Raw genomic sequence first — 24,346 nt, 5'->3', positions numbered from 1 at the left:
CCTCGCGGCCGCCCACCCCGGAGGCCGCAAGACAATGTCGCACTGGCGGTCGGACTTGAGCGCAATTCTCGCAGGTGCGGTCGCTGGCCTCGGCGTACTTGGCGTCGGCGGGCGGCTGGCTATGGCAGCGCTGCCCTTCATTACCGGAGCACCGACGCGCTTCTCTTGGGGCGGATCGCTCGAGGTAGTCTTGCTCGGCACGATCTATGGCGCGATCGGGGGCATCGCACTCGCCCTCTTGCGTCGGACTCGCGTGATGGCCGTTCCAGGCGCCAGCACAGGCTTTGGGCTGCTGATGTTCGGTGTCGCGTGGTTGACATCGCCTGTTGGCCGCGCGACCGCCCCGACTGCCCCTGTGGCCATTCCGATCGTGCTCGCGTTCTCCGCAGGCGTGTTCGTGGCGTACGGGATGCTCGCAAGCTCGCTGGCGCGGCAGTGGAGCGGGTCCGCGAAGGCCACGGCCGCATAGCGAAGCTTGCTGCCGGCATCCGCAGGGGCGGTAGCGGTCGTGGCGCCTGAGCCTCATCTTGATGAAGGCCTGCCGAGGCCCCACCACCGCGTTCTCTGGGAAGCGCTCACGGCAGCTTCACACCTTAGCTTGACCGGAGCGAGCGTATGTTCTTCTGGAATGTATCCGCGTTGAAGCAGCAGCTCGCCGCAGGCCCCCTGCCGCCTCGCGCCGCGCTGAAGTATGTGCTCGCGTTCTTGGTTGTCGTTTCGCTCATCGTCGAGTTTGGGTTGCAGTATGCCCTCCCGGCGACCGCGATGGACCACGTCGCCGCGGTCGCGAACGTCATCATCCTTGTCTTCGGCACCCTGCTGGCCTACGCCGCGAACGGTGGGGACCCGGGGATGGATTTCCTCGGCAGGTACGTCGCGCTGTCGTGGGTGTTGGGGATTCGCGTGTTCGTCGGGATGGTCGCGCTGCTGGCGGTCGCCCTGGCTTACTTCGAAGCGACCGCTCCTGGAAGTACGGACGGACCGGGACCGTTCGACACCATAAGTGCAATCATCGCCGTGCTCGCCAACGGAATCCTGTACTGGCGGCTGGCGGTGCATATCCGTCAGGTCGCATCCACGGCTCCCGACGACAGCAGCACGCGGTAGCAGAACGAGACTCGCTCCTCGAGGAGGCACCCTATGACCAAGCGCCTGCAGATCTACGAGGTCCCTGGCCTCACCGTAACCTTCGACCCCAACGTCTGCACCCACTCCGGGCGCTGCGTGCGCGGGCTCCCGCGCGTGTTCGACGTAAAGCGGAAACGCTGGATCCAGCTGGAGCACGAATCCGCCGACGCAATCGCCGAACAGGTCGCTCGCTGCCCCTCGGGGGCGCTCCAAGCCACACGGACGCCCGAGTAGGTCGCGTTCCATCACGGCACGCGAGCCCAGCTCTCGGCTCGAGCGCTCATTGCGACCGGGCGGCGGGCGCGCGTTCCATATGAAGCATCCAGACACGTGGAGATCTCGTGCGACTCTTAGCCGGCGCCGTCGCTGGCGCGCTCTTCCTGCTCGCCGCGCTCCACGTCGCGTGGGTGCTGCGCGGTCGCGCGCCGAGCGTCGCGATCCCGTCGCGGGCCGACGGCAGTCCGCTCTTCCGACCGGGGCGCGGTGTCACCCTCGTCGTTGCCTGCGGGCTCACGCTCGCTGGGTTGCTCGTCCTCGCGCGACTCGCGGCGAACGCGGCGGCGGTGTCCGTGCTCGCTGCCTCGTAGCCCCAGTCGGAGGATGCCTTGATGCCCTCACGACCAGGCGCTGACGCCTCAGGCGGGTACGAGGCGGCAGCCGAAGCGTACCAAGCGCTGCGCGAAGGCGCAGGGATCGGCGCCGACGCGGTGTCCTCGTGGGCGCGATCGCTTCGTCCCGGCGCCGAGGTGCTTGAGCTCGGTTGCGGCGCTGGCGTGCCGGTCACGGAGCAGTTGGCGCGCGAAGGCTGCACCGTGTGGGGCATCGACGCGTCGCCGACGCTGCTGGCCCGCTTCCGAGAGCGCTTTCCGCAGTTCCAAAGCGAGTGCGAGGATCTTACGGCATCAGCGATGTTCGGTCGCCGTTTTGACGCCGTGATTGCCATCGGCGTGATCTTCCTGCTGCCACCCGATGCGCAGCGCGATCTCATTCAACGCGTGGGCGCCTGCCTCGCGCCGGGCGGTGAGTTCCTGTTTACGGCGCCGGCGGTCCCCGCTAGGTGGAACGATGTCCTCACCGGCAAGGCGTCCCACGGGCTCGGCGCGGCTGCGTACGCCACCGCACTGGACGCCGCTGGCCTCGCGTTGCTGCGCGAGTTCGCGGACGAAGGAGAGAACCACTACTACCTCGCAGGGACGGGCAGACCTACCCCCGCGCGCCCTTGAGCGGCGGCCGCCGATACACCGACACCACCGTCTCGCCGAAGTCCAGCCGCTTGCCTCCCGGCGGCAGCGAGTGCGCACGCTCGTGCTCGGCGACGAGAATCTTGCTGAAGCGCTTGCGCAGCCACGAGTCGATCACGTGGTCCAGCATCTTTGAGCCGTAGGGCGGATCCACGAACACGATGTCGTAGGCACCCTCGTCCAGCGCGGCAGCAAAGGGCACGGCGTCCTTCTTGAAGACGCGCGTGCGCTCGCGGAGGCGCAGCGCGGCGATGTTGGCCTTGAGCGCGTGCAGGCTGGCCGGGCGCGTCTCGACGAAGTCGCAGCGCGTGGCGCCGCGGGAGATGGCCTCGAGTCCGAGGGCACCGGTGCCGGCGAAGAGATCCAGGCAGGAGGCGTCGGCGAGGTCGGGCGTGAGGTGGTCCAGCGTCCCCGCCCGCACGTGCTCGGCGGTGGGCCGCACACGGAAGTCCAGCGGCGACGTGAGGTCGCGGTTGGCGAACTTCCCTCCGACGATGCGCATCAGGCGGTCTCGCGCGGTTGCGCCGCGTCCCTCAGCCCTGCCTGCGGCGGGTTCAGCGCACCGGCCAGGGCGGCCCCTGATCGCGCTGCGTCACCGCCCGCACGCCGCGATACACGAAGCGCTGCACGCGCTTGCCCTCGTAGGTCTCGGTGGTGAAGATGTTGCCGCGCGAGTCGGTGGCGATGGAGTGCACCGCGAAGAACTGTCCCGGCTGCCGGCCCCCGCCGCCGAAGCTGGTGAGCACCGTGAGCGAGCGCCGGTCCATCACGTAGACCTTCTCGTTCTTGCCGTCGGCGAGGTACAGGTAGCGCTGCTCGGCGTCGCGCGAGAAGGCGATGTCCCACACGGCACCGTCGCCCAGCGTGCGCGGCGCGATGCGCACCTCGTTCACGAAGGAGCCGTCGCGGCGGAAGACCTGGATGCGGTTGTTGGGCCGGTCGCAGACGTACACGAGCCCATCCACCGACGGCTCGGCGCAGTGCACGGGATTGCGGAACTGCGGCGCGAGCGGCGCGTCGGGGTCGTAGGGCCCCATATTCGTGTCGAGCGGCGCGTTGCCGTAGGCGCCCCAGAAGCGCTTGATGGCGCCGGTGGTCATATCCAGCACGGCGACGCGCTTGTGGCCGTAGCCGTCGGCGACGAAGGCCTCGTTGGCGGCGGGATCGAACGAGATCTTGGCCACGCGGCCGAACCACTCGGTGCTGCGGCTGTTCACGGGGCGACCGGGCTCGCCGAGTTGGCGCACGAAGCGGCCGTCACGCGTGAACTGCAGGATGTGCGAGTCGCCCTGGCCGTTGCCGCCGATCCACACGTTGTCGCGGTGGTCGATGGCGATGCCGTGGTTGGAGTTGGGCCAGGTGAAGCCCTCGCCGGGGCCGCCCCAGGCGCGCACGAGGTTGCCCTCGGGGTCGAACTCCAGCACCGGCGGCGCGGGGCTGCAGCAGTCGCCGGTCGGCGGATCCTGCGCGGCGCCGATCTCGGTGCGCGCGTTGAGCGACTGATGGCGGTGCACGATGTACACGTGGTCGCGCGAGTCCACGCCGACGCCGATGACCGAGCCGATCACCCAGCCGTTGGGCAGGGGCTTGGGCCAGAAGGGGTCCACTTCGAAGACGGGCGCCTGTACGGGCTGCCGCTCGAGCGAGGCACTGAGCCGCGCCTGGCCGATGGCCAGCGTGAGGATGACGGCGCCCAACACGGCGGCGAGGATGGACGTTCTCTTGCGGGACATCCGGGCTCCGAGGACGTGGTCTGGATCCAGCGCGACGCGTGAATCCGCGCGTGCCATATGCTATATCTCCTCGCGACGATGCACCAGAGACGCTTGCTGCTCCTCGCCAGCCTGCTGCTGGCCACCACGATGCCCCGCGCACTGGACTCGCACGAGATTCCGGAGCGCGTGGCCCTGCGTGCGTGGGTGGTCCCGCGCGACACCACGCTTACGCTGCTGCTGCGCGTACCGCTGGAGGCGATGCGGGACCTGGACTTCCCGGAGCGGGCGGACGGCAGGTTGGATATGGTCCGCGTGCGCGCCCTGCTCCCCGAGGCGGCGCGGCTGTGGCTGGCTGAGGCGGTGGAGCTCAGCGCCGATGGCGTGCCCACGCCCGCGGCCCGTGTGCGCGCGACGCGCCTCGCCTTGCCCGATGACCGCAGCTTCGAATCCCTCGCTTCCGCCGAGGCGAGTTTCGCCGCCCCGGAGCTGGGCGATACGCTGGCGATCCCGTGGCGGCAGGCGCACTTCGACGTGCGGCTGGAGTTCAGCATTCCGCGCGAAGATGCGCGGCTTGCGCTGCGGCCTGCGCTGGCGCGGCTGGGCGTCCGGACCTCGAGCGTGCTCCACCTGGTGCTGCCGGACGGCCGCGTGCGCACGCTGCGCTACACCGGCGACCCAGGCGTCGTCACGCTGGACCCGCGCTGGTGGCAGAGCGCGGGCCAGTTCCTCGCCGAAGGCTTCTGGCACATCCTCGGCGGGCTGGATCATCTGCTGTTCGTCATCTGCCTCGTGCTGCCGGTGCGGCGCTGGCGTCCCTTGGTGGCGGTGGTGACGGCGTTCACGGTGGCGCACTCGATCACGCTGGGCGCGGCCGCGCTGGGGGCGATTCCCACGGCGCTGTGGTTCCCGCCGCTGGTGGAGACGGCGATCGCGGCGTCGATTCTCTGGCTCTGCGTGGAGAACGTGCTGCTCGACGAAGCGCGACTCGAACGCCGGTGGCGGATGGCCTTCGGCTTCGGACTCATCCACGGCTTCGGATTCTCGTTCGCGCTGCAGGAGCAGTTGCAGTACGCGGGTGGCAACCTGCTCACGGCGCTGGCGGCGTTCAACATCGGCGTGGAGCTGGGGCAGGTGTTGGTGCTGAGCGTGGCACTGGTGGCGCTCACGGCGCTGCGACGGAAGTTGCCGGTGGAGCGCGGGCACCTCGTCACCTGGGTGGGCTCGGCCCTCGTGGCGCACAGCGCCTGGCACTGGATGGCCGAGCGCTGGGAGGAGCTGGCGGCGCACGAGCTGACCCTTGCCCTTCCGGCGCTGGATGCGAGCTTCCTCCTGTACGCGATGCGCGTGGCCCTGCTGGGCGCCGTCGCGCTGGCCGCGGCACTGGCGCTGCGGCCGTTGATCCTGCGATTGACGAGGCCCTGACCGTCGTGCCATTGCTCGTTGCCCTGTTGCTGGCCGCCGTCGTGGCGGTCGTCGTGCCGGATGATCCGCGCCACACCGCCGACGGCGTGTACACGCGCGCCCAGGCCGACGCCGGCCGCGACGTCTTCCTAATGGCCTGCGTGTCCTGCCACACGCCCACGCAGCACGCGGGCGGAGAGTTCATCGCCAAGTGGCACGGCAGGTCGTTGGGCGCCCTCTTCGACTATCTCAAGCAGGAGATGCCGAAGACGGACCCGGGCACGATGAGCGACGAGGAGTACGTGCAGGTCACGGCCTACCTGCTGCGCATCAACCGGATGCCCACCGGCGCGCGCCCCCTCGCGGTGGACGCCGCGGCGCTGCATCGTATCCGCATTGACTCCGTCCCCTCTGCGCCGGCCCGCTAGCCGCCGGAGGGGGCGGCCCGCCCCGCCCCACCACGGAGTTGCAATGATTCGCCGAGTCCCCTGCGTCGCGCTGGCTGCCGCCCTCCTCGCCCTCGGCGCCGCAGCGCCACTCACCGCGCAGCACGTGCGGCCGACGACGGCCCCTGGCGGCGTGGGCCGCGTGGCCCTGCCCGACGCCCGCGGCAACGTGGCCGGCGAGTGGCGCGTCTGGGCCGCCGATGCCTGGAGCTCGCGCTATTCGCCGCTGGAGCAGATCAACGCGCAGAACTTCAACCGACTCGAGGTCGCCTGGCAGTGGAACGCCTCGGCGTTCGGCAGCGACGAGTACTACCGTACGACGCCGCTGTACGCCAACGGGCGGCTCTTCACCGTGGCGACGACGCGGCGCATCGCGGCGGCGCTGGATCCCGAGACGGGCGAGACGCTGTGGTCGTATCGCCTTGAAGAAGGCATTCGCTGGCAGAAGGCGCCGCGACAGTTCGCGGGACGCGGCCTCACCTATTGGACCGACGGCACGATCGAGCGGATCATCCTCGTGACGCCGGGCTACCATATGGTTTCGCTGGACGCGCGCACGGGGATTCCCGACCCGAACTTCGGGCGCAACGGCGTGGTGGACTTGCAGGCGGGACTGGGCTTCGAGTTGGTGCCGCTGGCGGTGGACGACACGGGCTCGCTGATCATCTCCGACGCGGCGCCGGCACGGCGCGCGCGGCCGGGCGAAGGCTGGGACCCAGTGACGCGCACCGGCGCCGACGGCACGGTGGGCATCGACCCGGTGCACGGACAGATCGCCAACAGCTCGCCGGCGATTATGGTCAACGACGTCATCGTCGTGGGCAACTCGAGCATCCACGGCTACTACCCGATCCGCGTGCGCAACCTGCCCGGCTACATCCGCGGCTTCGACGTGCGCACGGGTCGGCAGCTCTGGCTGTTCAACCTCGTGCCGCAGCCGGGCGAGTTCGGCGCCGAGACCTGGGAGCGCGGCTCGCGCGTGGGCGACGAGGGCGTGGGCAAGAACGACGCCTGGGCCACCTACTCGGCCGACCCGGCGCTGAATATGGTCTACATCCCGGTGGGGATGCCGCTGATGGACGAGTACGGCGGCCATCGCCCCGGCGACAATCTCTATGGCAACTCGCTGGTGGCGTTGGATGCGCGCACCGGCCAGCGAAAGTGGCACTTCCAGATGGTGCACCACGACATCTGGGACTACGACACGCCGCAGGCGCCGAACCTCTACGACGCGGTGATCGACGGGCGGCCGCGGAAGGTGATTGCACAGACGACGAAGCAGGGCTGGATCTACACCTTCGACCGCGTGACCGGCGAACCGATCTGGCCGATCGTGGAGCGACCGGTGCCGCAGAGCGACGTGCCGGGCGAGCGCGCGTCCCCGACGCAGCCGATCCCCACCAAACCCGAGCCCTACGCGCAGCAGGGCCTGCTCGAGAGCGACGTCATCGACTACACGCCGGCCATCCGCGACTCGGCCCTGGCGATGGCGCGGCGCTGCCGGATGGGACCGTACTTCATTCCGGCGGTGCTGGCCGACGGCAGCGGTCCGACGGGCCTGCGCTGCTCCTGGTACGCGCCGGGTGCGTCGGGCGGCGTGAACATCGACGGCGGTGCGGCGATGGACCTCGAGACCGGGATGCTCTACGTGGCGGCGCTCAGCGGCCTCTCGACGATCTCGCTGCAGAAGGATCCCTGCTCGGAGTTCAACTACAGCTCGCCGCGCGACAATTGCGGCTTGATCGGCGCGCTGCCTCCGCCGCCGGGCTACGTGGCGCCGGAATCGCGCGGCGGCGGCTTCGGCGGCCGCGCGGCCGCGTCGATGCTGCACGGCGTGTCGATCCTCAAGCCGAAGGAACTCGGCGGGATCACGGCCTACGATATGCGCGCCGGGGAGAAGCGTTTCTGGCTGCCGAACGGCGGCTGGATCCCGGTGACCAGCAACGACCCGCTGTTCCGCGGCGTGACGCTGCCGCCGCGTCCGGCAGGCGGACAGGCGCAGATCATCGTCACCAAGACGCTGATGATCTACGGCACCGGACGTTCGGGCGGCGTGCCGAACACGCCGCCGCGGATCTTCGCGGTGGACAAGGCCACGGGCCGCGAAGTCGGTGCGGTGGAGATTCCCTCACGCACCACCGCGATGCCGATGACCTTTATGCATCGCGGAAAGCAGTACATCGTCTTCGCTACCGGGGCCGGCGCCAACACCTCGTTGGTGGCCCTGCGCCTTCCTGACTAAGGAACGCGTTCGTAGCGCTTGAGGGCGCGTGGACCGACTTCGGCACCGTAGATGACGCCGTTGCGGTCCACCGCCACGCCCTCGGCGGCGCTGGTGTTGCGGGTCTGCTCCACCGGGTCCGGGATGAATGCCGTGACCTCACCCGTCCGCGCGTTGCCGATGCGGATGCCGCGCTTCCACTCCGGACGCGTCGGCGCGATCGAGCCGGACTCGGAATCCGCCGCGTAGAGCACGTCGTTGGCGTCGATGAACAGTCCGCTGATGCGCGAGAACTGGTACCAGGTGTCGAGCAGCACGCCCTGCTGGTTGTAGATCAGCAGGCGATTGTTGCTGCGGTCGGCGATGAACAGCCGCCCCTGCGAATCCATCGCGAGCGCGTGCGGCTGGTCGAACTGCCCCTCGCCCTTGCCGACGGTGGAGCCGAGGCTGAGCAGCAGGCGGCCCGTGCGATCGAACTTGAGCACGCGCGCGCTGGAGCCGGGCTGCGACGAATGCCCCTCGGCCACCCAGATGTCGCCGTTGGGCGCGATGAGCACGGCGTTGGGCTGCCAGAAGTATCCGGGCTCACGCGCGCCGCCGCGGCTGCCGAGGGTCATCAGCAGCACGCCTTCGGGCGAGAACTTGAGGATCTGGTGGCCGTATAGGCGCGTGGAATCGATCTGCCCGCCCTCGCCCGCTTCGGCGCGCAGCGCGGCGAGATTGTCGCGGGCATCGGTGACCCAGATGTTGCCTTCGTGATCCACGGTCATCCCGTGGGGCCAGGCGACCTGCCCGCGGCCGAAGGCGCGCACAAGGTTGCCGTTGGCGTCGAACTTGAGGATGGGGTCGAGGTCCGAGCCCACGCAGTTGTTGGCCGCGCAGCGCTCGGCCACCCACACGCTCACGCCGTCGCGGTCGATGGCTACGGCGCTGGTGGAACCCCAGCTGCGGCCCTGGGGCATCTTCGCCCAGCCTTCGACGGTGCGGTACGGATTCGGGCGGTCGTTCACCGGCGCCTGCGCGGCAAGTGGCGCCGCGAGCACGATGGCGAGGGCGCCGAGCATCACACGTGAGGTCATTCGTCGTCTCCGGAAGGGGCGGCGGTGTACGATTGCGTCGGGAACTTGAAGGCGTCGTCGAGCGCGGCGTCGGTAGATTCGCCGAGGATGCGCTTGGCGCCGTACTCGCCGAGCAGGGGCGCGAACTTGAAGCCCTCGGCTTGGCCGGCGCCGGTGATCCAGGCGTTGGAGGCCTGGGGGTGGCGGTCGACGATGAAGTTGCGGTTGGCCGTGCTCTCGTAGTGGCAGCTGCGCGTCTCGAGCAGCGGCGCCTCGGCGAGCAGCGGGAAGACGCGCTCGAGCACGCGGCGCGAGCCGGCGATGCGATCCTCGCTGGACCAGCGCGAGCTGCGGTCGGCGTCCTGCGCGGTGGGGTCTGGCGCCGGGCGCGGCGGTGGCGGCGCCTCGGGCTCGCCCTCGCGGCGTGGCGGCGGCGGGGCGGCGAAGGCCCCGCGTACACGGAAGCCGCGCGAGTCGATCGGCAGCGCGCCCCAACCCGTCACGCCGGGGACGTTCCAGCTCGGGATGTTGGGCGCGAAGAAGCGCTCGTCGGCCACCGGCGTGCCGAAGTAGCAGACGTGGCCCAGCGGCGTACGCATCCGGTCCTCGAGCAGGTCCGGGAACACCTTGCGCAGCCAGGGACCGCAGGCGAACACGTACGCGTCGGCGCCGATGGTGCTGCCGTCGTCGAGGCGCAGCGACTGCATCGTACCGCTGCGGATCTCACCGGGCGTGACGCGCCCCGTCCGATAGGTGACGCCAGCATCGCGGGCGAGGGCCACGAGCGCCTGCGTGGACGCACGCGCACGTGCGACGCCCGCGTCCGGTTCGTAGAGGATGACGGAGTACGGCTTGCTGTTGATCGTCGGCCAGCGGCGCGTGGCTTCGGCGGCTGTCAGGCGCTCGTAGCGCACGCCGAGTTCGTCCCAAAGCTCGGCGGTGCGCGTCGCGAAGGGCTCCACGCGTTCGCGGAGGATGACGTCGCCGGTGCGGATGAAGAAGCGCGTGCCGAAGCGCGGGCCGTGCTCGGCGTCAAAGGCCTGCCAGCGGGCGATAGCCTCGCGGGCCCAGCGGGTCCACAGCACGCCCGTCTCACCGGCGCGGTCGCCGTAGCTGGAGCGGATGCCGCGGGTTTCGTCGCCGCTGGTGCTGCGCGAATTGGCGGGGCCGTACTGGTCAACCAGCGTGACCTGCGCGCCTTTGCGGGCGAGCTCGAGCGCCGTGCTCGCGCCCCAGACGCCGGCGCCAACGACGACCACGCGCGAGGAGGCAGCGGCGCGGCGCGTGGCGCTGGCCTGAGCCACGATTGGCGCGGGAATCGCCGCACCGGTGGCGAGGGCGCCAGCACCGAGGCCGGCGAGGCGGAGGAATTCGCGGCGCTTCAGCTCCGCGCGGGTTTCGTCAGGACCGTCAGTCATTGCGAGATGGAGAAGTTGGCCAGCGGCGAAGATGGTCTCTGGGCGCCCGTGGCGCAAACGGCGAGAGGGTTGCTTCGCCCCTGCGATGACGCCAGCTTCCGCCCCGATGCCTACGTCCCGACTCTTCATCCCGTTGGTGGCCGCGGCGGCGCTCGCGCCGTTCGCAATCGGCGGCGCCCAGCCCGAGCGCGCAGCGCGCCTGCTCCCCGCCATCCAGACCGACTCGCAGGTCGCCCGCGGCCGCGAGTGGTACGTGTCGCAGTGCCAGTCCTGCCATCCGTCCGAGGATATGTCCTCCGCGGACTTCAAGACGCGCTGGAGCGGCCAGCGGGCCTACGACTTGTTCGATATCATCAGCAGCACGATGCCGGAAGAAGAGCCCGGCACGTTGACGCGGCGCACCTACGTGGACATCGTCGCGTACCTGATGCGCCTGAACGGAATGCCCGCTACGCCTGCTCCGCTCGCCGACGACGACGCGTCGCTCAAAGCCGCGACGCTCGCCTTCTCCACTCCCTCGAACCCCACGAGATGACGATGCGCCGACTCCTTGCCCTCACCGCCCTCGCGTTGGCCGCGACTGCCCCCGCCCAGGCCCAGGCACCGGCCCCGGCGCGCGAAGCGCTCGGCAATCCCTCCGCCACGCTCACGCCGGCCATCCGCGTCGGGCATATGGTCTACGCCTCCGGCCAGCTCGGAATGCGCCGCGACGCCGAGGACCAGTCGATTGGCGCGCAAACGCGCCTCGCGTTGGAGAACACGAAGCGCGTGCTGGAGATGGCGGGCACGACGATGGAGAACGCCGTGCGCTGCACTGTGTTCCTCGTGGAGGCGGCGGACTTCCAGGGAATGAACGCGGCCTACCGCGAGTTCTGGCCGACCAGCCCGCCGGCACGCAGCACGGTGGTGGTCAAGGCGCTTGTGATCCCCGGCGCCCTCGTCGAGATCGAGTGTATGGCGGTGATGCCGGCGCGGTAATCCCGCGCCGGCATCGGCCGGCTTACGCCAGGTCGAAGCGGTCCAGTTCCATCACCTTGCTCCACGCAGCCACGAAGTCGCGCACGAACTTCTCCTTGGCATCGGCCTGGGCATAGACCTCGGCGATGGCGCGCAGTTGCGAGTTGGAGCCGAACACCAGATCCACCCGCGTGGCCGTCCACTTCACGTCGCCGCTGCGACGGTCACGCCCCTCGAAGGTGTCCTGCGACGCCGAGGTGGACTTCCACTCGGTGCCCATATCGAGGAGGTTCACGAAGAAGTCGTTCGTGAGCGTCTCCGGGCGGTCGGTGAACACGCCGTGCCTGGTGCCGGCGAAGTTCGCGCCCAGCGCCCGCATCCCGCCCACCAGCACGGTCATCTCGGGCGCGGTGAGCGTGAGCAACTGCGCCTTGTCCACCAGCAGCTCTTCGGCGGACACGGTGTACTGCGCCTTCTGGTAGTTGCGGAAGCCGTCAGCGATGGGCTCGAGCACAGAGAACGAATCCGCATCCGTCTGCTCCGCCGACGCGTCCGTCCGGCCCGGCGTGAACGGCACCGTGATGCCGATGCCCGCCTTCTTGGCGGCCGCTTCGACTGCCGCGCAGCCGCCGAGCACGATTAGATCGGCCAGCGACACGCGCTTGCCGCCCTTGGCCGCCGCGTTGAACTCCTGCTGGATGGTCTCGAAGATCTCCAGCGCGTGCTGCAGCTTGGCCGGCTGGTTCACTTCCCAGCCCTTCTGCGGCGCGAGGCGGATGCGCGCACCGTTGGCACCGCCGCGCTTGTCCGAGCCGCGGAACGTGGACGCCGAGGCCCAGGCCGTGTAGACGAGCTGCGAGATCGAGAGGCCAGCGCCGAGCAGCTTGGTCTTGAGCACCGCGATGTCCTTGTCGTCGATCAGTTTGTGATTCACGGCCGGAATCGGATCCTGCCAGATGAGCTCCTCGCTCGGCACTAGCGGCCCGAGGTAGCGTACGCGCGGACCCATATCGCGATGCGTGAGCTTGAACCACGCGCGCGCGAAGGCGTCAGCGAACTGGTCGGGGTTCTCGTGGAAGCGCTTGGAGATCTTGGCGTACGCCGGGTCCATCCGCATCGCCATATCGGCGGTGGACATCGCCGGCAGCACCTTCTTGCCGGGCACGTGCGCGTCGGGCACGGTGCGCGCCGCTTCCTTGTCAGTCGGCTCCCAGATCCACGCGCCGGCGGGGCTCTTCACCAGCTCCCACTCCCAGCCGAAGAGCGTGTCGAAGTAGCTGTTGTCCCACTTGGTGGGCGTGGGCGTCCAGGCGCCTTCGAGGCCCGACGTCGTGGTGTGCTCGCCCTTGCCGCTCTTGAAGGCGTTCTTCCAGCCGAGGCCTTGCTCCTCGATGGACGCGCCTTCGGGCTCCGGCCCCATCAGCGCCGGGTCGCCGGCGCCGTGCATCTTGCCGAAGGTGTGGCCGCCGGCGGTGAGCGCGACGGTCTCCTCGTCGTTCATCGCCATTCGCGCGAACGTCTCGCGGATGTCGCGGGCCGAGGCGAGTGGGTCGGGCTTGCCGTTGGGGCCTTCGGGATTCACGTAGATGAGGCCCATCTGCACCGCCGCCAGAGGATTCTCCAGCTCGCGGTCACCCTCGTAGCGCTTGTCGCCGAGCCACTCGGCTTCGGAGCCCCAGTAGATGTCTTCCTCGGGCTCCCAGATGTCGGCGCGGCCGAAGCCCATCCCGAAGGGCTTCAGACCCATCGACTCGATGGCGCAGTTGCCGGTAAACACGAAGAGGTCGGCCCAAGACAGCGCGTTGCCGTACTTCTGCTTGATCGGCCACAGCAGGCGGCGGGCTTTGTCGAGATTGCCGTTGTCGGGCCAGGAGTTGAGCGGGGCGAAGCGCTGCGTGCCGCCGGAGGCGCCGCCGCGGCCGTCGCCGGTGCGGTACGTACCCGCCGCGTGCCAGGCCATCCGGATGAAGAAGGGGCCGTAGTGGCCGTAGTCGGCCGGCCACCAGTCCTGCGAGTCGGTCATCAGCGCAATCAGATCCTTCCGCAGCGCCTCGACGTCGAGCTTCTTGAATTCTTCGGAGTAGTCGAAGGCGATGCCCATCGGGTTGGACAGCGCCGAGTGCTGGTGCAGGATGCCGAGGTTGAGTTGGTTGGGCCACCAGTCGCGGTTGCTGCGGGCGGCGGCGGGCTTGGCGATGCTGCCGCCGTGCATCACGGGGCACTTTCCGCCGGTCTTCGACTTCGCGTCGCTCATCAGGGGTCTCCAAGTCGTCCAGGTGGGGTGCTACGGCAACAGCCAGAAGAACCCGCGACCCCTGCGATTTGCTCCCGCTGGCGGCCCGCCGCCTGTTTGCCGGTCTCGGACGCCGTTTAGCTTTCCGCGATGCCGCAGCCCCTCCGCATCGCCCTGCTCAGCGAGCATCGCTACGTCGGCCGCGAGCCGGCCGCCGACGATTGGTACTTCCGCAACATCCTGCACGACGATGCCCTGCTGCAGGAGGGGCTCGCCGAACACGACATCGCCGCCGACCGCGTGGACTGGGCGGACCCGTCGGTGGATTGGGCGCAGTATCCCCTCGCGGTGTTCCGGACGACCTGGGATTACTTCGAGCGCATTGACGAGTTCACCGCCTGGCTGCGGCGCGTCGAGCGGATTGTGCGCTTGGTGAACTCCGCCAAGACCATCTGGTGGAACCTCGACAAGCACTACCTCGCCGACCTCGAGGGGCGCGGCATTCCGATCGTGCCGAGCGTGTATTTGGAGGCCGGTGATCCGCGTCCGTTGGGCGCCGTGCTCGCCGCGTCCGGCTGGGCCGAGGCCGTCATCAAGCCCTGCATCTCCGGCACGGCTCGGCACACCTACCGCGTCTCGGCGGCCGACGCCGACGCCGTGGACGCGCGCATCGCGGCGCTAAGGGCGACCGAGGCCTTTATGCTCCAGCCCTTCGTGCAGCAGATCACCGACGAGGGCGAGTACACGCTGGTGGTGATCGATGGGCAGGTGACGCACGGGGTGCGGAAGCTGCCCAAGGAAGGCGACTTCCGCGTGCAGGATGACCACGGCGGGCGCTGGGAGCCGATCGAGCCGTCGGCCGAGCTGGTGGCCTTCGCACAGCGCGCCATCGCCGCCTGCGAGCCCGCGCCGGCCTACGGGCGCGTGGACATCGTACGAGGCAACGACGGCGCGTGGCAGTTGATGGAACTGGAGCTGATCGAACCGGAGCTGTGGCTGCGGACGCATCCGGAGGCGGCGCGCCGCCTCGCGGATGTCATTGCGCGGCGGCTTAGGCCAGTTCCGTCACCGACTTGATGATCTTGCCGGCGATCCCGTACTCGATCGCCGTGTCGGCATCGAGCCAGAAGTTGCGGTTGGTGTCGTCCTCGATGCGCGCGAGCGACTGTCCGGTGGCCTCGGCAAAGATCTTGTTGAGGCGCTCGCGCATCTTGAGGATTTCCCGCGCCTCGATGGCGATGTCCGAGGCCGTGCCACCCGTGCCGCCGGCCGGCTGGTGCAGCAGGAAGCGCGTGTTCGGCAGGCAGAAGCGACGCTCGCGCGGCACCGACACGTAGATCAGCGCGCCGGCGCTGGCCACCCAGCCGGTGCCCACGATGCGCACCGGGGCGTCCACGAACTTGATCATATCGTGGATCGTGTCGCCGGCCTCGACGTGGCCGCCCTGCGAGTTGAGGTAGATCGTGATCGGCACCTTGGACTCGGCGCTCATCGCCAGGAGCTGGGCGGTGACGCGTTCGGCGAGTTCTTGGTCGATGCCGCCGCTGATGATGATGCTGCGCGCCTTGAAGAGGCGCTCGGCGTAGGGGTCGAAGGCGATCGGGGTGGTGCTGCTGCTCATCTGGGTCTCCGCGGTCCCGGGGGACGAAGGGGTCGGACGGAATCTAAGCGCGTGACGTGGGGCGTGGCGCGAGGGTAGGAGCTGGTATGCGACCCCGGTTCCTGCTCCTTGGCGCCCTGCTCGCCACGGCCGGCTGCGTCGGCCCGTTCGCGCCCGAGCGCGTGACGCTCGAAGGCGAGGTTGCGGACATCCAATATGACGGCGACAAGGTGTCGGATGTGATTATCGGCGGCACGCCTGAAGGTTCCATCTGGGTCCGCGCCAGCGACCGTGTCCCGGTCATCGTGCGCGACCGCACCAGCTTGGGCACCGTGCGCGGCTCCATCGCCATTCTCGAGCTCGGCGAACGGGTACAGCTGAATTACAACCCAAAGTTCGGCATCCGGCTGAGCAACCCCGCGCAGTACCCCGTCACCTCGATCGTCGTCCAGCGGTAGGCACTGCGGCGTAGGCGCGCTATCCTATTGGGATGCGCCTTCTCGCCCTCCTCCTGCTCCTCCCCGCCCTCCTCGTGGCCCAACCCGGCAGCGGCCAAGGCGGCGTCACCATCCAGGCCGGCGAGGAATGCCCGCCGGGGATGACCGAAATCCGGCCGCGCAACTGCCGCGCTCCGACGATGCCCGCCCCCAGCATCCTCGACTACCGGCCCCGCAACACGGTGGTCTCCGCCGCGCAGCCCGTGCCGCGCGCCAAGTACCCCGCGGTGGATTTCCACGGCCATCCGGCGGCCATCCGTAGCGCCGAGCAACTCGACGCGCTGCAGCGCGAGTTCGACGCGATGAACCTCGGCGTGATGGTCGCGGCCAACAACACGCGCGGCGAGTCGCTGCGCGCGCAGCTCGCCGTCGTCCGCGCGCATCCGGCGATGCGCGACCGCATCCGCTTCCTCACCGGCATCGACTTCAGCAACGTCGGCCCTGGCTGGGCCGAACGCGCGGTGGCCGCGCTCGAGGCCGACATCGCCGCCGGCGCCGTCGGGGTGGGCGAGATCGGCAAGGGCCTCGGCCTCAGCACCCGCAAGGCGGACGGCTCGCGCCTCGCCATCGACGACCCCGCCTTGGACCCGGTATGGCAGGCGGCGGCGCGGCTCAACATCCCGATCTTCATCCACACCGCGGACCCGGCCGAATTCTGGCAGCCGATCGACTTCAAGAACGAGCGTTGGCTCGAGCTGGCGCTGTTCCCCAATCGCCGCTACGGCGACGAGTTCCCGAGCTTCGAGCAGTTGGCGCAGGAGCGCGACCGGATGATCAAGCGCAATCCGCGCACGACCTTCGTGGTGGCGCATATGGCCTGGTACGCCAACGACCTGCCTCGGCTCTCGCGGATGATGGACGAGATGCCGAATATGCTGCTCGAGGTCGGCGCGGTGCTGTATGACATCGGCCGCCAGCCGCGCGCGATGCACGACTTCTTCGTGAAGTACCAGGACCGCATCCTCTTCGGCAAGGACTCGTACCAGCCCGAGGAGTACCCGTACTATTGGCGCGTGTTCGAGACGCGCGACGACTACTTCGAGTACTACCGCGGCTACCACGCGTTCTGGATGCTATACGGCATTGACCTGCCGGACGAGGTGCTGCGGAAGGTGTACTACGGCAATGCGGAGCGGATCCTGCCGGGCCTGCCGCGGGTCGGGCGGTGACGTTCGCGCTGGGCCGCCGCGCCGCGCTGTTGCTCTGTGTTGCAGGGCCACTCGCGGCCCAGCAGCCGCGCCAGGCGGCATCCGCCGACGTAGACCGCCGCGTGCAACAACTGCTCGCGCAGATGACCCGCGAGGAGAAGTTCTGGCAGCTCTTTATGATCCCCGGCGACCTCGCCACACCGGCACACGACTACTCGGCGGGAATCTTCGGCCTGCAGATCGGCGCGGCCGATGGCATCGCGCCGCGCGAGGCTGCCCGTGCCCACGCCGCCAAGGTGGACTCCATCCAGCGCTGGTTCACCACGCGCTCGCGGCACCGCATCCCGATCATCCCGTTCGACGAAGCCCTGCACGGACTGATGCGCGAGGGCGCGACGGTGTTTCCGCAGGCCATCGCGCTGGCCGCGACCTTCGACTCCACACTCGTCGGCCGCGTGCACCTCGCCGCCGCGCGCGAGACGCGCAGCCGTGGCATCCGGATGGTGCTCTCGCCGGTGGTGAATCTCGCCACCGACGTGCGCTGGGGCCGCGTCGAGGAGACCTTCGGCGAAGACGTGCACCTCACTGGCGTGATGGGACGCGCGCACGTGCGGGCCTTCGAGGGGCTGGGCATCATCACCACACCCAAACACTTCGTGGCGAACATCGGCGAAGGAGGGCGCGACAGCTACCCGATCGATGTCTCGCGCCGCGCGCTGGAAGAGAAGCACTTCCTGCCCTTCCGGTCGCTGATTGACCAAACGGGCGCGCGCTCGGTGATGACGGCGTACAACTCGGTGGACGGATCGCCGGCCACGCAGAGCCGCTACCTGCTCGGCGAGACGCTCAAGCGCGACTGGGGCTTCCGCGGCTTCATCATCTCGGACGCCGCGGCCACCGGCGGCGCGACGGTCCTGCACCGCACCGAAGCGTCCACGCGCACGGCTACGGCACACGCCTTTGCGTCGGGGCTGGACGTGGTATTCCAGTCCTCGTGGCCCGAGCACCGGCCGTATCTGCGTGCTTTCGCGGACGGCGCAGTGCCTGACGCGGTGATCGACAGCGCCGTCGCACGCGTGCTCCGGACCAAGTTCGCGCTCGGCTTGTTCGATGATACACGCATCTGGCCCGACAGCGCGCACTACTGGGCGAACCATCCGGAACACCGCGAGCTCGCGCGCGAAGCGGCGCAGGCCTCGCTGGTGTTGCTCGAGAACAAGCACGCGACGCTGCCGCTGCGCACTGGGCTGCGGCGCATCGCCGTCATCGGCGCCGAGGCGGATACCGTGCGGCTCGGCGGCTACTCCGGCCCCGGCATCGCACCGGTGACGATGCTGGAAGGCATCCGCGAGCGCGCGGGCTCGGCGGCCACGGTGCGCTATGCGCCCGGCGTGCCGCGGCTTTCACCGCGGCATCTCGTGGTGCCCGCGTCCGCGTTCGCGCACGACTCGGCGGGCCAGCGTCGCGTCGGCTTGCGCGCTGAGCTCTGGGACAACAATGCGCTCACCGGCGCGCCTCGCGTGATGCGCACTGACGCGCAGGTGAGCTTCGGCTGGACGCTCAACTCGCCTGCCCCCGGCATTCCCTACGACTGGTACTCGGGCCGCTGGACCGGCCGCGTCACCGTGCCGGAAGGCGGCGCGCGGCTCGGAGTGGAAGGCAACGACGGCTACCGCCTGTGGGTGGACGGCCGGCTCGTGGTGGACCGTTGGTTTAAGCGCTCGTACAGCGTGAGCTTCGCGGAAGCGGCGCTGGCGCCGGGTTCGCACGAGATTCGCCTCGAATACTTCGAGAGCACGGGCAACGCACGGCTCAAGCTCGTGTGGGATTACGGCGTGCAACGCGACGAGGCAGCGCGGATCGCCGAGGCCGTCGAGGCTGCGCGTGCGAGCGAGGTCGCGATCGTTGTCGTGGGCATCGAGGAAGGTGAGTTCCGCGATCGGGCGCGCCTCCGGCTGCCCGGCGCGCAGGAAACACTCATCCGCGCCGTGGCGGCCACGGGCACGCCGACGGTCGTCGTCATCGTCGGCGGGTCGGCGGTGACGATGTCCGACTGGCTCGGCGACGTCGGCGCGGTGCTCTTCGCGTGGTATCCGGGTGAAGAGGGCGGCCGGGCCGTGGCGGATGTGCTCTTCGGCGATGTCTCGCCGTCAGGGCGCCTGCCCATCACCTTCCCGCTCGCCGAAGGCCAGTTGCCGCTCACCTACGACCACAAGCCCACCGGTCGCGGCGACGACTATCTGGACCTCAGCGGCCAACCGCTGTTCCCCTTCGGGCACGGACTCTCGTACACGACATTCCGCTACGACAGCCTCGTGCTGACGCCGCGCCGCGTCGCGCCGCTGGATTCCGTGCAGGTCGACGTGCGCTTGCGCGTCACGAACACAGGCGCGCGCACCGGCGCCGAGGTCGTGCAGCTGTATGTGCGCGACGTGCTCACCAGCGTGGCGCAGCCGCTGATTGCACTCAAGGGCTTCACGCGCGTCACGCTCGCGCCCGGCGAATCGCGCACGCTGCAGTTCACGCTCGGCGCCGAGCACCTGCGCCTGCTCAACGAGGAGATGCAATGGGTCGTCGAGCCGGGCGTGTTCCGCGTGATGGTGGGAGCGTCGAGCAAGGACATCCGCCTGCGGCAGGAGATCACGCTGCCGTGAGCGTCTCGCGGCGCGGGTTCGTGGCGTCGCTGGCTGCGGCTGGCGCGGGGATTGCAGGAGCGCGCACGCTCCAAGCGGCAGAGGTCGATGCGGCTCTGCACGCGATGTCGCGCGGCGCCGGCGCAGTCAGCCCCCGCCCACGTCCGAGCCCCAGTCAGCTGCTTTGGCAGCAGGACGAGCTCGCGCTGTTCCTGCACTTCGGCGTGAACACGTTCACCAATCGCGAGTGGGGCGACGGCACGGAACGGCCGGAAATCTTCAACCCGGCCTTGCTCGACGCACGGCAGTGGGCGCGCGTCGCGCGCGAGACGGGCTTCAAGGCGATGATCCTCACCGCCAAGCACCACGACGGCTTCTGCCTCTGGCCCACCGCGACCACTCGGCACAGCGTGGTGAGCAGCCCGTGGCGTGGCGGCGAGGGCGACCTCGTGCGCGAGTTCGCCGACGCTTGCCGCGCCGAGGGCCTGCGCGTCGGCGTGTATCTCTCGCCCTGGGACCGCAACCATCCCACCTACGGCGATTCGCCCGCGTACAACGCCGTCTACGCCGCGCAACTCACCGAGCTGCTCACGCGCTACGGCCCTATCCACGAAGTCTGGCACGACGGTGCCAACGGCGAAGGCCCCAACGGCAAGCGCCAGCAGTACGATTGGCCGAGCGTGTGGGCGCTGGTGAAGCGCCTGCAGCCCGAGGCGGTGATCTTCTCCGACGCCGGGCCGGACCTGCGATGGATTGGCAACGAGATCGGCGTCGCCGGCGAGACCAACTGGTCCACGGTGCGGCCGGAGATCGTACCCGTGCCCGGGCTCGAGGGCGCCGAGGTGATACGCTCGCTGCAGGAAGGCGACCGCGACGGCACGGTGTGGCGGCCCGGCGAGACGGACGTGTCCATCCGGCCCGGCTGGTTCTACCATCCAGCCGAGGACGCCCGCGTGCGCTCCGGCGAGAACATCGAGCATCTCTACTTCAGCTCAGTGGGCCGGAACTCCAAGCTCCTGCTCAACGTGCCACCGGCGCCAGCCGGATTGCTGCACGAGACCGACGTCGCCAGCTTGCGCGCGATGCGGGCGCGGCTCGACGCCCGCTTCGCCGAGGAGCGCACGGCGGGCGCGAGCTCGCGCTTCACGCCGCAGGATGCGCGACGCGCCGAGGCGCTGCGCTACTTCGCGCGGCCGGCCAGCGTCCACACGCTGGACCTCGCCGAGGACATCCGCGAAGGCCAGCGCGTGGCGCGGCACGTGGTCGAAGGCTTTGATGGGCGCGAATGGCGAGTGCTGCACCGCGGCACGACCATCGGGTACCGGCGCCTGGTGCCGATTGTGCCGCAGGAGCTCTCGGCGCTGCGCGTGCGGATCGAGGACGCGGTGGAGCCGCCGATCCCGATCCGCGTACGCGCATTCGGATGACGGCTGCCGTCAGCCGGGGGCCCCGCCGACTGGCGAGCGTGCCGCGCCGGAGCGAAGCTTCCCCCTCACACATTTCGGTCAAGATGATCTCCGCCTCCGCTCAGCTTCGTCGTCTCGCTACCGCCGCGCTTGCCGCGACCCTGCTGCTGCCCTCCAGCGCGCAGGCGCAGGACGACGCCAAGGCCTTCGTAGACCGCTTCCTCGCGGTGTACCACTCGCAGTTTGAGCAGGAGGAAGAGCGCAGCGCCGAGTGGGATCCGGTGGCTGCCGTCGCCGCGTTCTTCACGCCGCAACTCGCCCGTGCGCTCGCCGAAGACCGCGCCGCCGCAGTGGCCAGCACCGAAGAGATCGTCGGGCTCGACTTCGACCCCTTCTCCAACAGCCAGGATCCCTGCGAGACCTACCGGACCGGCCGCAGCGCGCAGCGCGCGGACACCGTGATGGTCGAGATCCTCGGCGACTGCCACGGCCAGATCCCGCTCATCCCTGACGCCGTGTTCCTTCTGGTGCGGCGCGACGGCTCATTTGCCATCGCCGATATCGCGTACCCGCAGGGCGGATCGCTGCTCGGCATTCTGCGCCATCTCGCCGAGATGCGCCGGCAATCTCCACCCACGCTCGAGGCCCTCCGCTGATGCAACTCCCAGAACGCATTCCCGCCTCGTCCGTGATCCTGGCCCTTGGCATTGCGCTGGGTGGCTTCCTCGCCGGCCACGGCGTGGTGCGCGCGAAGGCCGCCGAGCGCTACGTGACCGTGAAGGGCGTGGCCGAGCGCGAAGCCGTCGCCGATCTCGCCATCTGGCCGCTTCGGCTGGTCTCGGCGGACAACGACCTCGCCCGCGCCAACGCCGAGCTGCAGACCAACGTCGCGCGCGTGCGGCGCTTTCTTGCGCGGCACGGCGTGGACACCACGCAGATCACCCTGCAGGACTTCGTCGTCCGCGACAAGCAGGCCAATGAGTACGGCGGGCAGATGGGCGGGCCGCGTTATTTGATCACGCAGACCGTGCTGGTGCGTTCGACGCAACCGGAGGTCGTGGCGGCCGCGAGCCAGCGTGTGGCCGAGCTGGTCAACGAGGGCGTGGTGCTCTCCAGCGGCGAGCAGTACGGCAATGGCGGCCCGACGTTCGTGTTCACCGGGCTCAACGCACTCAAGCCGGAGATGATCGCGCAGGCCACCGCGCGGGCACGCGAGGCGGCGCAGCAGTTCGCGGCTGATGCCGGCTCGTCGCTCGGTGGGATTCGTCAGGCGAATCAGGGCTACTTCGAGATCCTGCCGCGCGACCAGGCGCAAGGGATCGGCGAGGCGAGCCAGGTGAAGAAGACCATCCGCGTGGTGGCGACGGTGGAGTACCTGCTGAAGTGATGTCGCCGAGGACGCTTAGGATAAAACGGGATTTGAGACTCCCCGCGATCGCCGTGATTGCAGCCTTGGCCATCTCCTGTGAGGCACCGACTGAACGCCAGCCTTCAATTCGGGTTCGCACGGAAGCCGGCAGCTACGAGCTTCTGCGAATTCAGGTAGATACGGTTCCGCACACCTACCAAGTGAAACTCATCGTTCGTCTCTTCAACGACAGCGAGCACGAGGTGCGGACCACGGTGTGCGGAAGTGGACTGACTGCGCATCCGCTGGTCCGCGTCCAAAGCGAGGAACGACCACACATTGCCGGGTGGGGGGCGTTCAAAGACTGCGCAGACTCGACGCACGAGATTCTTGGCCCGAAATCCGTGCGCACGGACACGATTACACTTCACAGCATCGGCGCATTCCTCTACTTCACCAGTTCTACCGCGTGGCTGGAAGGCCCGCATTACATCCACTATCCCACCGACCACGGGACGCTCATCTCGAACCGCTTCCGCATTCGCTGACGGCGAAGCGCCTACTCGCCCTTCCCCGGCAGGTGCGGCACGCTCGTCCCGCCGCTCTTGAGCAGCCCGGTCTTCGTGTACATCGCAAGCTTCTCCCGCGTGTCCACGATGTCGAGGTTCCGCATCGTGAGCTGCCCGATGCGGTCCGCCGGCGAGAAGAACTCCTCACCGCGCTCCATCGTCAGCCGCTCGGGCTTGTAGGTGAGGTTCGGGCTGGTCGTGTCCATCACCGAGTAGTCGTTGCCGCGGCGCAGTTCCAGGGTGACCTCGCCGGTGACGGCGCGCGCCACCCAGCGCTGGGCGCTCTCGCGCAGCATCAGCGCCTGCGGGTCGAGCCAGCGGCCCTGATACAGCAGGCGGCCGAGCTTCTTGCCGTGGATGCGGTACTGCTCGATCGTGTCCTCGTTGTGGATGCCCGTCACGAGGCGCTCGTAGGCGATGAATAGCAGCGCCATTCCCGGCGCTTCATAGATGCCGCGGCTCTTGGCCTCGATGATGCGGTTCTCGATCTGGTCCGTCATCCCCAGGCCGTGCCGCCCGCCGATGGCGTTGGCCTCGTAGAACAGGTCGAGCAGCGACGGGAAGGTCTTGCCGTTGAGCGCCACCGGCACGCCTTCGTCGAAGCGCACGCTCACCGTCTCCTTCTTCACCGCGCAGTCGTCGCGCCAGAAGGGCACGCCCATAATGGGCTGCACGATGTGCATCCCCTTGTCGAGGAACTCCAGGTCCTTGGCCTCGTGCGTGGCTCCGAGGATGTTGCTGTCGGTGGAGTAGGCCTTCTCGGTGCTCATCTTGTACTCGAAGCCGTTGGCGACGAGGTACTCGCTCATCTCCTTGCGGCCGCCGAGCTGGTCGATGAAGGCCTGGTCCAGCCAGGGCTTGTAGACCTTGAGCGCCGGGTTGGTGAGCAGGCCGTAGCGGTAGAAGCGCTCGATGTCATTGCCCTTGAACGTCGAGCCGTCGCCCCAGATGTGGACGTCGTCCTCGCGCATCGCGGCCACGAGCATCGTGCCGGTGACGGCACGGCCCAGCGGCGTCGTGTTGAAGTAGGTCTGTCCGCCGGTGCTGACGTGGAAGGCGCCGCTCTGGATCGCGGCGATGCCCTCGGCCACGAGTTCGTGGCGGCACTCCACCAGCCGCGCCTTCTCGGCGCCGTAGGCCATCGCCTTGCGCGGGATCTCCTCGTAGTCGGACTCGTCCGGCTGCCCGAGGTTGGCCGTATAGGCGAACGGAATCGCGCCCTTGGCGCGCATCCAATGGAGGGCCGCGGAGGTATCGAGGCCGCCGGAGAAGGCGATGCCGACCTTCGCGCCGACGGGCAGGGACTGGAGGATCGTGGCCATTGCGA

Annotated in this window: 25 protein-coding genes; 18 read left to right on the top strand and 7 right to left on the bottom strand. The window is 69.1% G+C overall.

From position 1 onward, the window contains the following. The first annotated feature begins 55 nt into the window (after positions 1 to 55). From KF689_02815 to KF689_02795, 5 genes are all read left to right on the top strand, one after another. A complete protein-coding gene (locus tag KF689_02815) occupies positions 56 to 469 on the top strand; it encodes a hypothetical protein (protein MBX3132307.1) in 414 nt (137 codons plus the stop codon). Positions 470 to 615: 146 nt separating this feature from the next. Further along, positions 616 to 1,107 carry a hypothetical protein gene (locus tag KF689_02810; protein ID MBX3132306.1) on the top strand — a complete coding sequence of 164 codons (492 nt, stop codon included), beginning with the start codon at positions 616 to 618 and terminating at the stop codon, positions 1,105 to 1,107. Between the two features lie 33 nt (positions 1,108 to 1,140). Next, positions 1,141 to 1,362, top strand: coding sequence for a (4Fe-4S)-binding protein (locus KF689_02805; protein MBX3132305.1), 222 nt, complete (start codon positions 1,141 to 1,143; stop codon positions 1,360 to 1,362). A gap of 107 nt (positions 1,363 to 1,469) precedes the next feature. Next, on the top strand, positions 1,470 to 1,715 hold the full coding sequence (locus KF689_02800; GenBank protein MBX3132304.1) for a DUF3995 domain-containing protein: 246 nt from the start codon (positions 1,470 to 1,472) through the stop codon (positions 1,713 to 1,715). A 21-nt stretch (positions 1,716 to 1,736) separates the two neighbouring features. Then, positions 1,737 to 2,351: a class I SAM-dependent methyltransferase gene (locus tag KF689_02795; GenBank protein ID MBX3132303.1), complete on the top strand. Its 615-nt coding sequence runs from the start codon at positions 1,737 to 1,739 to the stop codon at positions 2,349 to 2,351. On the opposite strand, the gene KF689_02790 is transcribed toward KF689_02795, so the two are convergent. After that, positions 2,332 to 2,871, bottom strand: coding sequence for an RsmD family RNA methyltransferase (locus KF689_02790; GenBank protein ID MBX3132302.1), 540 nt, complete (start codon positions 2,869 to 2,871; stop codon positions 2,332 to 2,334). The two genes, KF689_02795 and KF689_02790, sit on opposite strands and share 20 nt — an antisense overlap. 52 nt (positions 2,872 to 2,923) lie before the next feature. Further along, entirely contained in the window at positions 2,924 to 4,159 is a 1,236-nt protein-coding gene (locus KF689_02785) for a hypothetical protein (GenBank protein MBX3132301.1), read from the bottom strand. 21 nt (positions 4,160 to 4,180) lie between these two features. Here KF689_02785 and KF689_02780 point away from each other — a divergent pair, with 21 nt between their 5' ends. Genes KF689_02780 through KF689_02770 form a run of 3 tightly spaced genes read left to right on the top strand, consistent with a single transcriptional unit; the run spans position 4,181 to position 8,173 of the window. Next, a complete protein-coding gene (locus tag KF689_02780; GenBank protein ID MBX3132300.1) occupies positions 4,181 to 5,506 on the top strand; it encodes a HupE/UreJ family protein in 1,326 nt (441 codons plus the stop codon). A gap of 5 nt (positions 5,507 to 5,511) precedes the next feature. Beyond that, entirely contained in the window at positions 5,512 to 5,913 is a 402-nt protein-coding gene (locus KF689_02775; GenBank protein MBX3132299.1) for a cytochrome c, read from the top strand. 43 nt (positions 5,914 to 5,956) lie between these two features. Further along, positions 5,957 to 8,173, top strand: coding sequence for a PQQ-binding-like beta-propeller repeat protein (locus KF689_02770; GenBank protein MBX3132298.1), 2,217 nt, complete (start codon positions 5,957 to 5,959; stop codon positions 8,171 to 8,173). Here KF689_02770 and KF689_02765 read toward each other — a convergent pair. Continuing rightward, complete coding sequence (locus KF689_02765) at positions 8,170 to 9,216, bottom strand: hypothetical protein (GenBank protein ID MBX3132297.1); 1,047 nt, start codon at positions 9,214 to 9,216, stop codon at positions 8,170 to 8,172. The genes KF689_02770 and KF689_02765 overlap by 4 nt on opposite strands. 11 nt (positions 9,217 to 9,227) lie before the next feature. Next, complete coding sequence (locus KF689_02760) at positions 9,228 to 10,628, bottom strand: FAD-dependent oxidoreductase (GenBank protein ID MBX3132296.1); 1,401 nt, start codon at positions 10,626 to 10,628, stop codon at positions 9,228 to 9,230. A 106-nt stretch (positions 10,629 to 10,734) separates the two neighbouring features. On the opposite strand from KF689_02760, the gene KF689_02755 reads away from it, so the two are divergent. Further along, positions 10,735 to 11,163: a cytochrome c gene (locus tag KF689_02755; protein MBX3132295.1), complete on the top strand. Its 429-nt coding sequence runs from the start codon at positions 10,735 to 10,737 to the stop codon at positions 11,161 to 11,163. Between the two features lie 2 nt (positions 11,164 to 11,165). Beyond that, positions 11,166 to 11,606: a RidA family protein gene (locus KF689_02750; protein ID MBX3132294.1), complete on the top strand. Its 441-nt coding sequence runs from the start codon at positions 11,166 to 11,168 to the stop codon at positions 11,604 to 11,606. A 22-nt stretch (positions 11,607 to 11,628) separates the two neighbouring features. Here the strand turns inward: KF689_02750 and katG are convergent, their stop codons facing one another. Then, entirely contained in the window at positions 11,629 to 13,839 is a 2,211-nt protein-coding gene (katG, locus tag KF689_02745) for a catalase/peroxidase HPI (protein ID MBX3132293.1), read from the bottom strand. Between the two features lie 129 nt (positions 13,840 to 13,968). Between katG and KF689_02740 the strand changes: the two genes are divergently transcribed. After that, positions 13,969 to 14,895: a hypothetical protein gene (locus KF689_02740; GenBank protein ID MBX3132292.1), complete on the top strand. Its 927-nt coding sequence runs from the start codon at positions 13,969 to 13,971 to the stop codon at positions 14,893 to 14,895. On the opposite strand, the gene KF689_02735 is transcribed toward KF689_02740, so the two are convergent. Beyond that, entirely contained in the window at positions 14,870 to 15,439 is a 570-nt protein-coding gene (locus KF689_02735) for an ATP-dependent Clp protease proteolytic subunit (protein MBX3132291.1), read from the bottom strand. The genes KF689_02740 and KF689_02735 overlap by 26 nt on opposite strands. Before the next feature lie 86 nt (positions 15,440 to 15,525). Between KF689_02735 and KF689_02730 the strand changes: the two genes are divergently transcribed. The 7 genes from KF689_02730 to KF689_02700 all read left to right on the top strand — a co-directional run bounded on the left by KF689_02730 (position 15,526) and on the right by KF689_02700 (position 22,998). Next, positions 15,526 to 15,876, top strand: a complete 351-nt coding sequence (locus KF689_02730; protein ID MBX3132290.1) for a hypothetical protein — start codon at positions 15,526 to 15,528, stop codon at positions 15,874 to 15,876. Between the two features lie 32 nt (positions 15,877 to 15,908). Further along, on the top strand, positions 15,909 to 17,084 hold the full coding sequence (locus KF689_02725; GenBank protein ID MBX3132289.1) for an amidohydrolase family protein: 1,176 nt from the start codon (positions 15,909 to 15,911) through the stop codon (positions 17,082 to 17,084). Continuing rightward, on the top strand, positions 17,081 to 19,717 hold the full coding sequence (locus tag KF689_02720) for a glycoside hydrolase family 3 C-terminal domain-containing protein (protein ID MBX3132288.1): 2,637 nt from the start codon (positions 17,081 to 17,083) through the stop codon (positions 19,715 to 19,717). Before KF689_02725 ends, KF689_02720 begins: the two co-directional genes overlap by 4 nt. Beyond that, positions 19,714 to 21,123 (top strand): alpha-L-fucosidase, encoded by a 1,410-nt coding sequence (locus tag KF689_02715; protein ID MBX3132287.1) that lies wholly within the window; start codon positions 19,714 to 19,716, stop codon positions 21,121 to 21,123. The genes KF689_02720 and KF689_02715 overlap by 4 nt, the downstream gene beginning before the upstream one ends. Before the next feature lie 83 nt (positions 21,124 to 21,206). Further along, the gene (locus KF689_02710) at positions 21,207 to 21,758 is read left to right on the top strand and encodes a hypothetical protein (GenBank protein MBX3132286.1); all 552 of its coding nucleotides are present in this window, start codon (positions 21,207 to 21,209) and stop codon (positions 21,756 to 21,758) included. Then, a complete protein-coding gene (locus tag KF689_02705; protein MBX3132285.1) occupies positions 21,758 to 22,489 on the top strand; it encodes an SIMPL domain-containing protein in 732 nt (243 codons plus the stop codon). Before KF689_02710 ends, KF689_02705 begins: the two co-directional genes overlap by 1 nt. A 32-nt stretch (positions 22,490 to 22,521) precedes the next feature. After that, positions 22,522 to 22,998 (top strand): hypothetical protein, encoded by a 477-nt coding sequence (locus KF689_02700; GenBank protein ID MBX3132284.1) that lies wholly within the window; start codon positions 22,522 to 22,524, stop codon positions 22,996 to 22,998. An 11-nt stretch (positions 22,999 to 23,009) separates the two neighbouring features. On the opposite strand, the gene argG is transcribed toward KF689_02700, so the two are convergent. Next, the gene (gene argG / locus KF689_02695) at positions 23,010 to 24,341 is read right to left on the bottom strand and encodes an argininosuccinate synthase (protein MBX3132283.1); all 1,332 of its coding nucleotides are present in this window, start codon (positions 24,339 to 24,341) and stop codon (positions 23,010 to 23,012) included. Positions 24,342 to 24,346 lie beyond the last annotated feature (5 nt).

The organism is Gemmatimonadaceae bacterium (genome assembly GCA_019637355.1).
Classification (GTDB): domain Bacteria; phylum Gemmatimonadota; class Gemmatimonadetes; order Gemmatimonadales; family Gemmatimonadaceae; genus Pseudogemmatithrix.
This window is presented reverse-complemented; position numbering and strand designations above follow the sequence as displayed.

What these genes read in the sequence shown, in the direction of transcription:
- KF689_02760 (MBX3132296.1), bottom strand. Translation starts at nt 10,628, where the DNA reads ATGACTGACGGTCCTGACGAAACCCGCGCGGAGCTGAAGCGCCGCGAA.
- KF689_02770 (MBX3132298.1), top strand. Translation starts at nt 5,957, where the DNA reads ATGATTCGCCGAGTCCCCTGCGTCGCGCTGGCTGCCGCCCTCCTCGCC.
- KF689_02790 (MBX3132302.1), bottom strand. Translation starts at nt 2,871, where the DNA reads ATGCGCATCGTCGGAGGGAAGTTCGCCAACCGCGACCTCACGTCGCCG.
- KF689_02805 (MBX3132305.1), top strand. Translation starts at nt 1,141, where the DNA reads ATGACCAAGCGCCTGCAGATCTACGAGGTCCCTGGCCTCACCGTAACC.
- KF689_02710 (MBX3132286.1), top strand. Translation starts at nt 21,207, where the DNA reads ATGATCTCCGCCTCCGCTCAGCTTCGTCGTCTCGCTACCGCCGCGCTT.
- KF689_02725 (MBX3132289.1), top strand. Translation starts at nt 15,909, where the DNA reads ATGCGCCTTCTCGCCCTCCTCCTGCTCCTCCCCGCCCTCCTCGTGGCC.
- KF689_02785 (MBX3132301.1), bottom strand. Translation starts at nt 4,159, where the DNA reads ATGGCACGCGCGGATTCACGCGTCGCGCTGGATCCAGACCACGTCCTC.
- katG (MBX3132293.1), bottom strand. Translation starts at nt 13,839, where the DNA reads ATGAGCGACGCGAAGTCGAAGACCGGCGGAAAGTGCCCCGTGATGCAC.
- argG (MBX3132283.1), bottom strand. Translation starts at nt 24,341, where the DNA reads ATGGCCACGATCCTCCAGTCCCTGCCCGTCGGCGCGAAGGTCGGCATC.
- KF689_02730 (MBX3132290.1), top strand. Translation starts at nt 15,526, where the DNA reads ATGCGACCCCGGTTCCTGCTCCTTGGCGCCCTGCTCGCCACGGCCGGC.
- KF689_02810 (MBX3132306.1), top strand. Translation starts at nt 616, where the DNA reads ATGTTCTTCTGGAATGTATCCGCGTTGAAGCAGCAGCTCGCCGCAGGC.
- KF689_02795 (MBX3132303.1), top strand. Translation starts at nt 1,737, where the DNA reads ATGCCCTCACGACCAGGCGCTGACGCCTCAGGCGGGTACGAGGCGGCA.
- KF689_02755 (MBX3132295.1), top strand. Translation starts at nt 10,735, where the DNA reads ATGCCTACGTCCCGACTCTTCATCCCGTTGGTGGCCGCGGCGGCGCTC.
- KF689_02765 (MBX3132297.1), bottom strand. Translation starts at nt 9,216, where the DNA reads ATGCTCGGCGCCCTCGCCATCGTGCTCGCGGCGCCACTTGCCGCGCAG.
- KF689_02740 (MBX3132292.1), top strand. Translation starts at nt 13,969, where the DNA reads ATGCCGCAGCCCCTCCGCATCGCCCTGCTCAGCGAGCATCGCTACGTC.
- KF689_02705 (MBX3132285.1), top strand. Translation starts at nt 21,758, where the DNA reads ATGCAACTCCCAGAACGCATTCCCGCCTCGTCCGTGATCCTGGCCCTT.
- KF689_02750 (MBX3132294.1), top strand. Translation starts at nt 11,166, where the DNA reads ATGCGCCGACTCCTTGCCCTCACCGCCCTCGCGTTGGCCGCGACTGCC.
- KF689_02735 (MBX3132291.1), bottom strand. Translation starts at nt 15,439, where the DNA reads ATGAGCAGCAGCACCACCCCGATCGCCTTCGACCCCTACGCCGAGCGC.
- KF689_02780 (MBX3132300.1), top strand. Translation starts at nt 4,181, where the DNA reads ATGCACCAGAGACGCTTGCTGCTCCTCGCCAGCCTGCTGCTGGCCACC.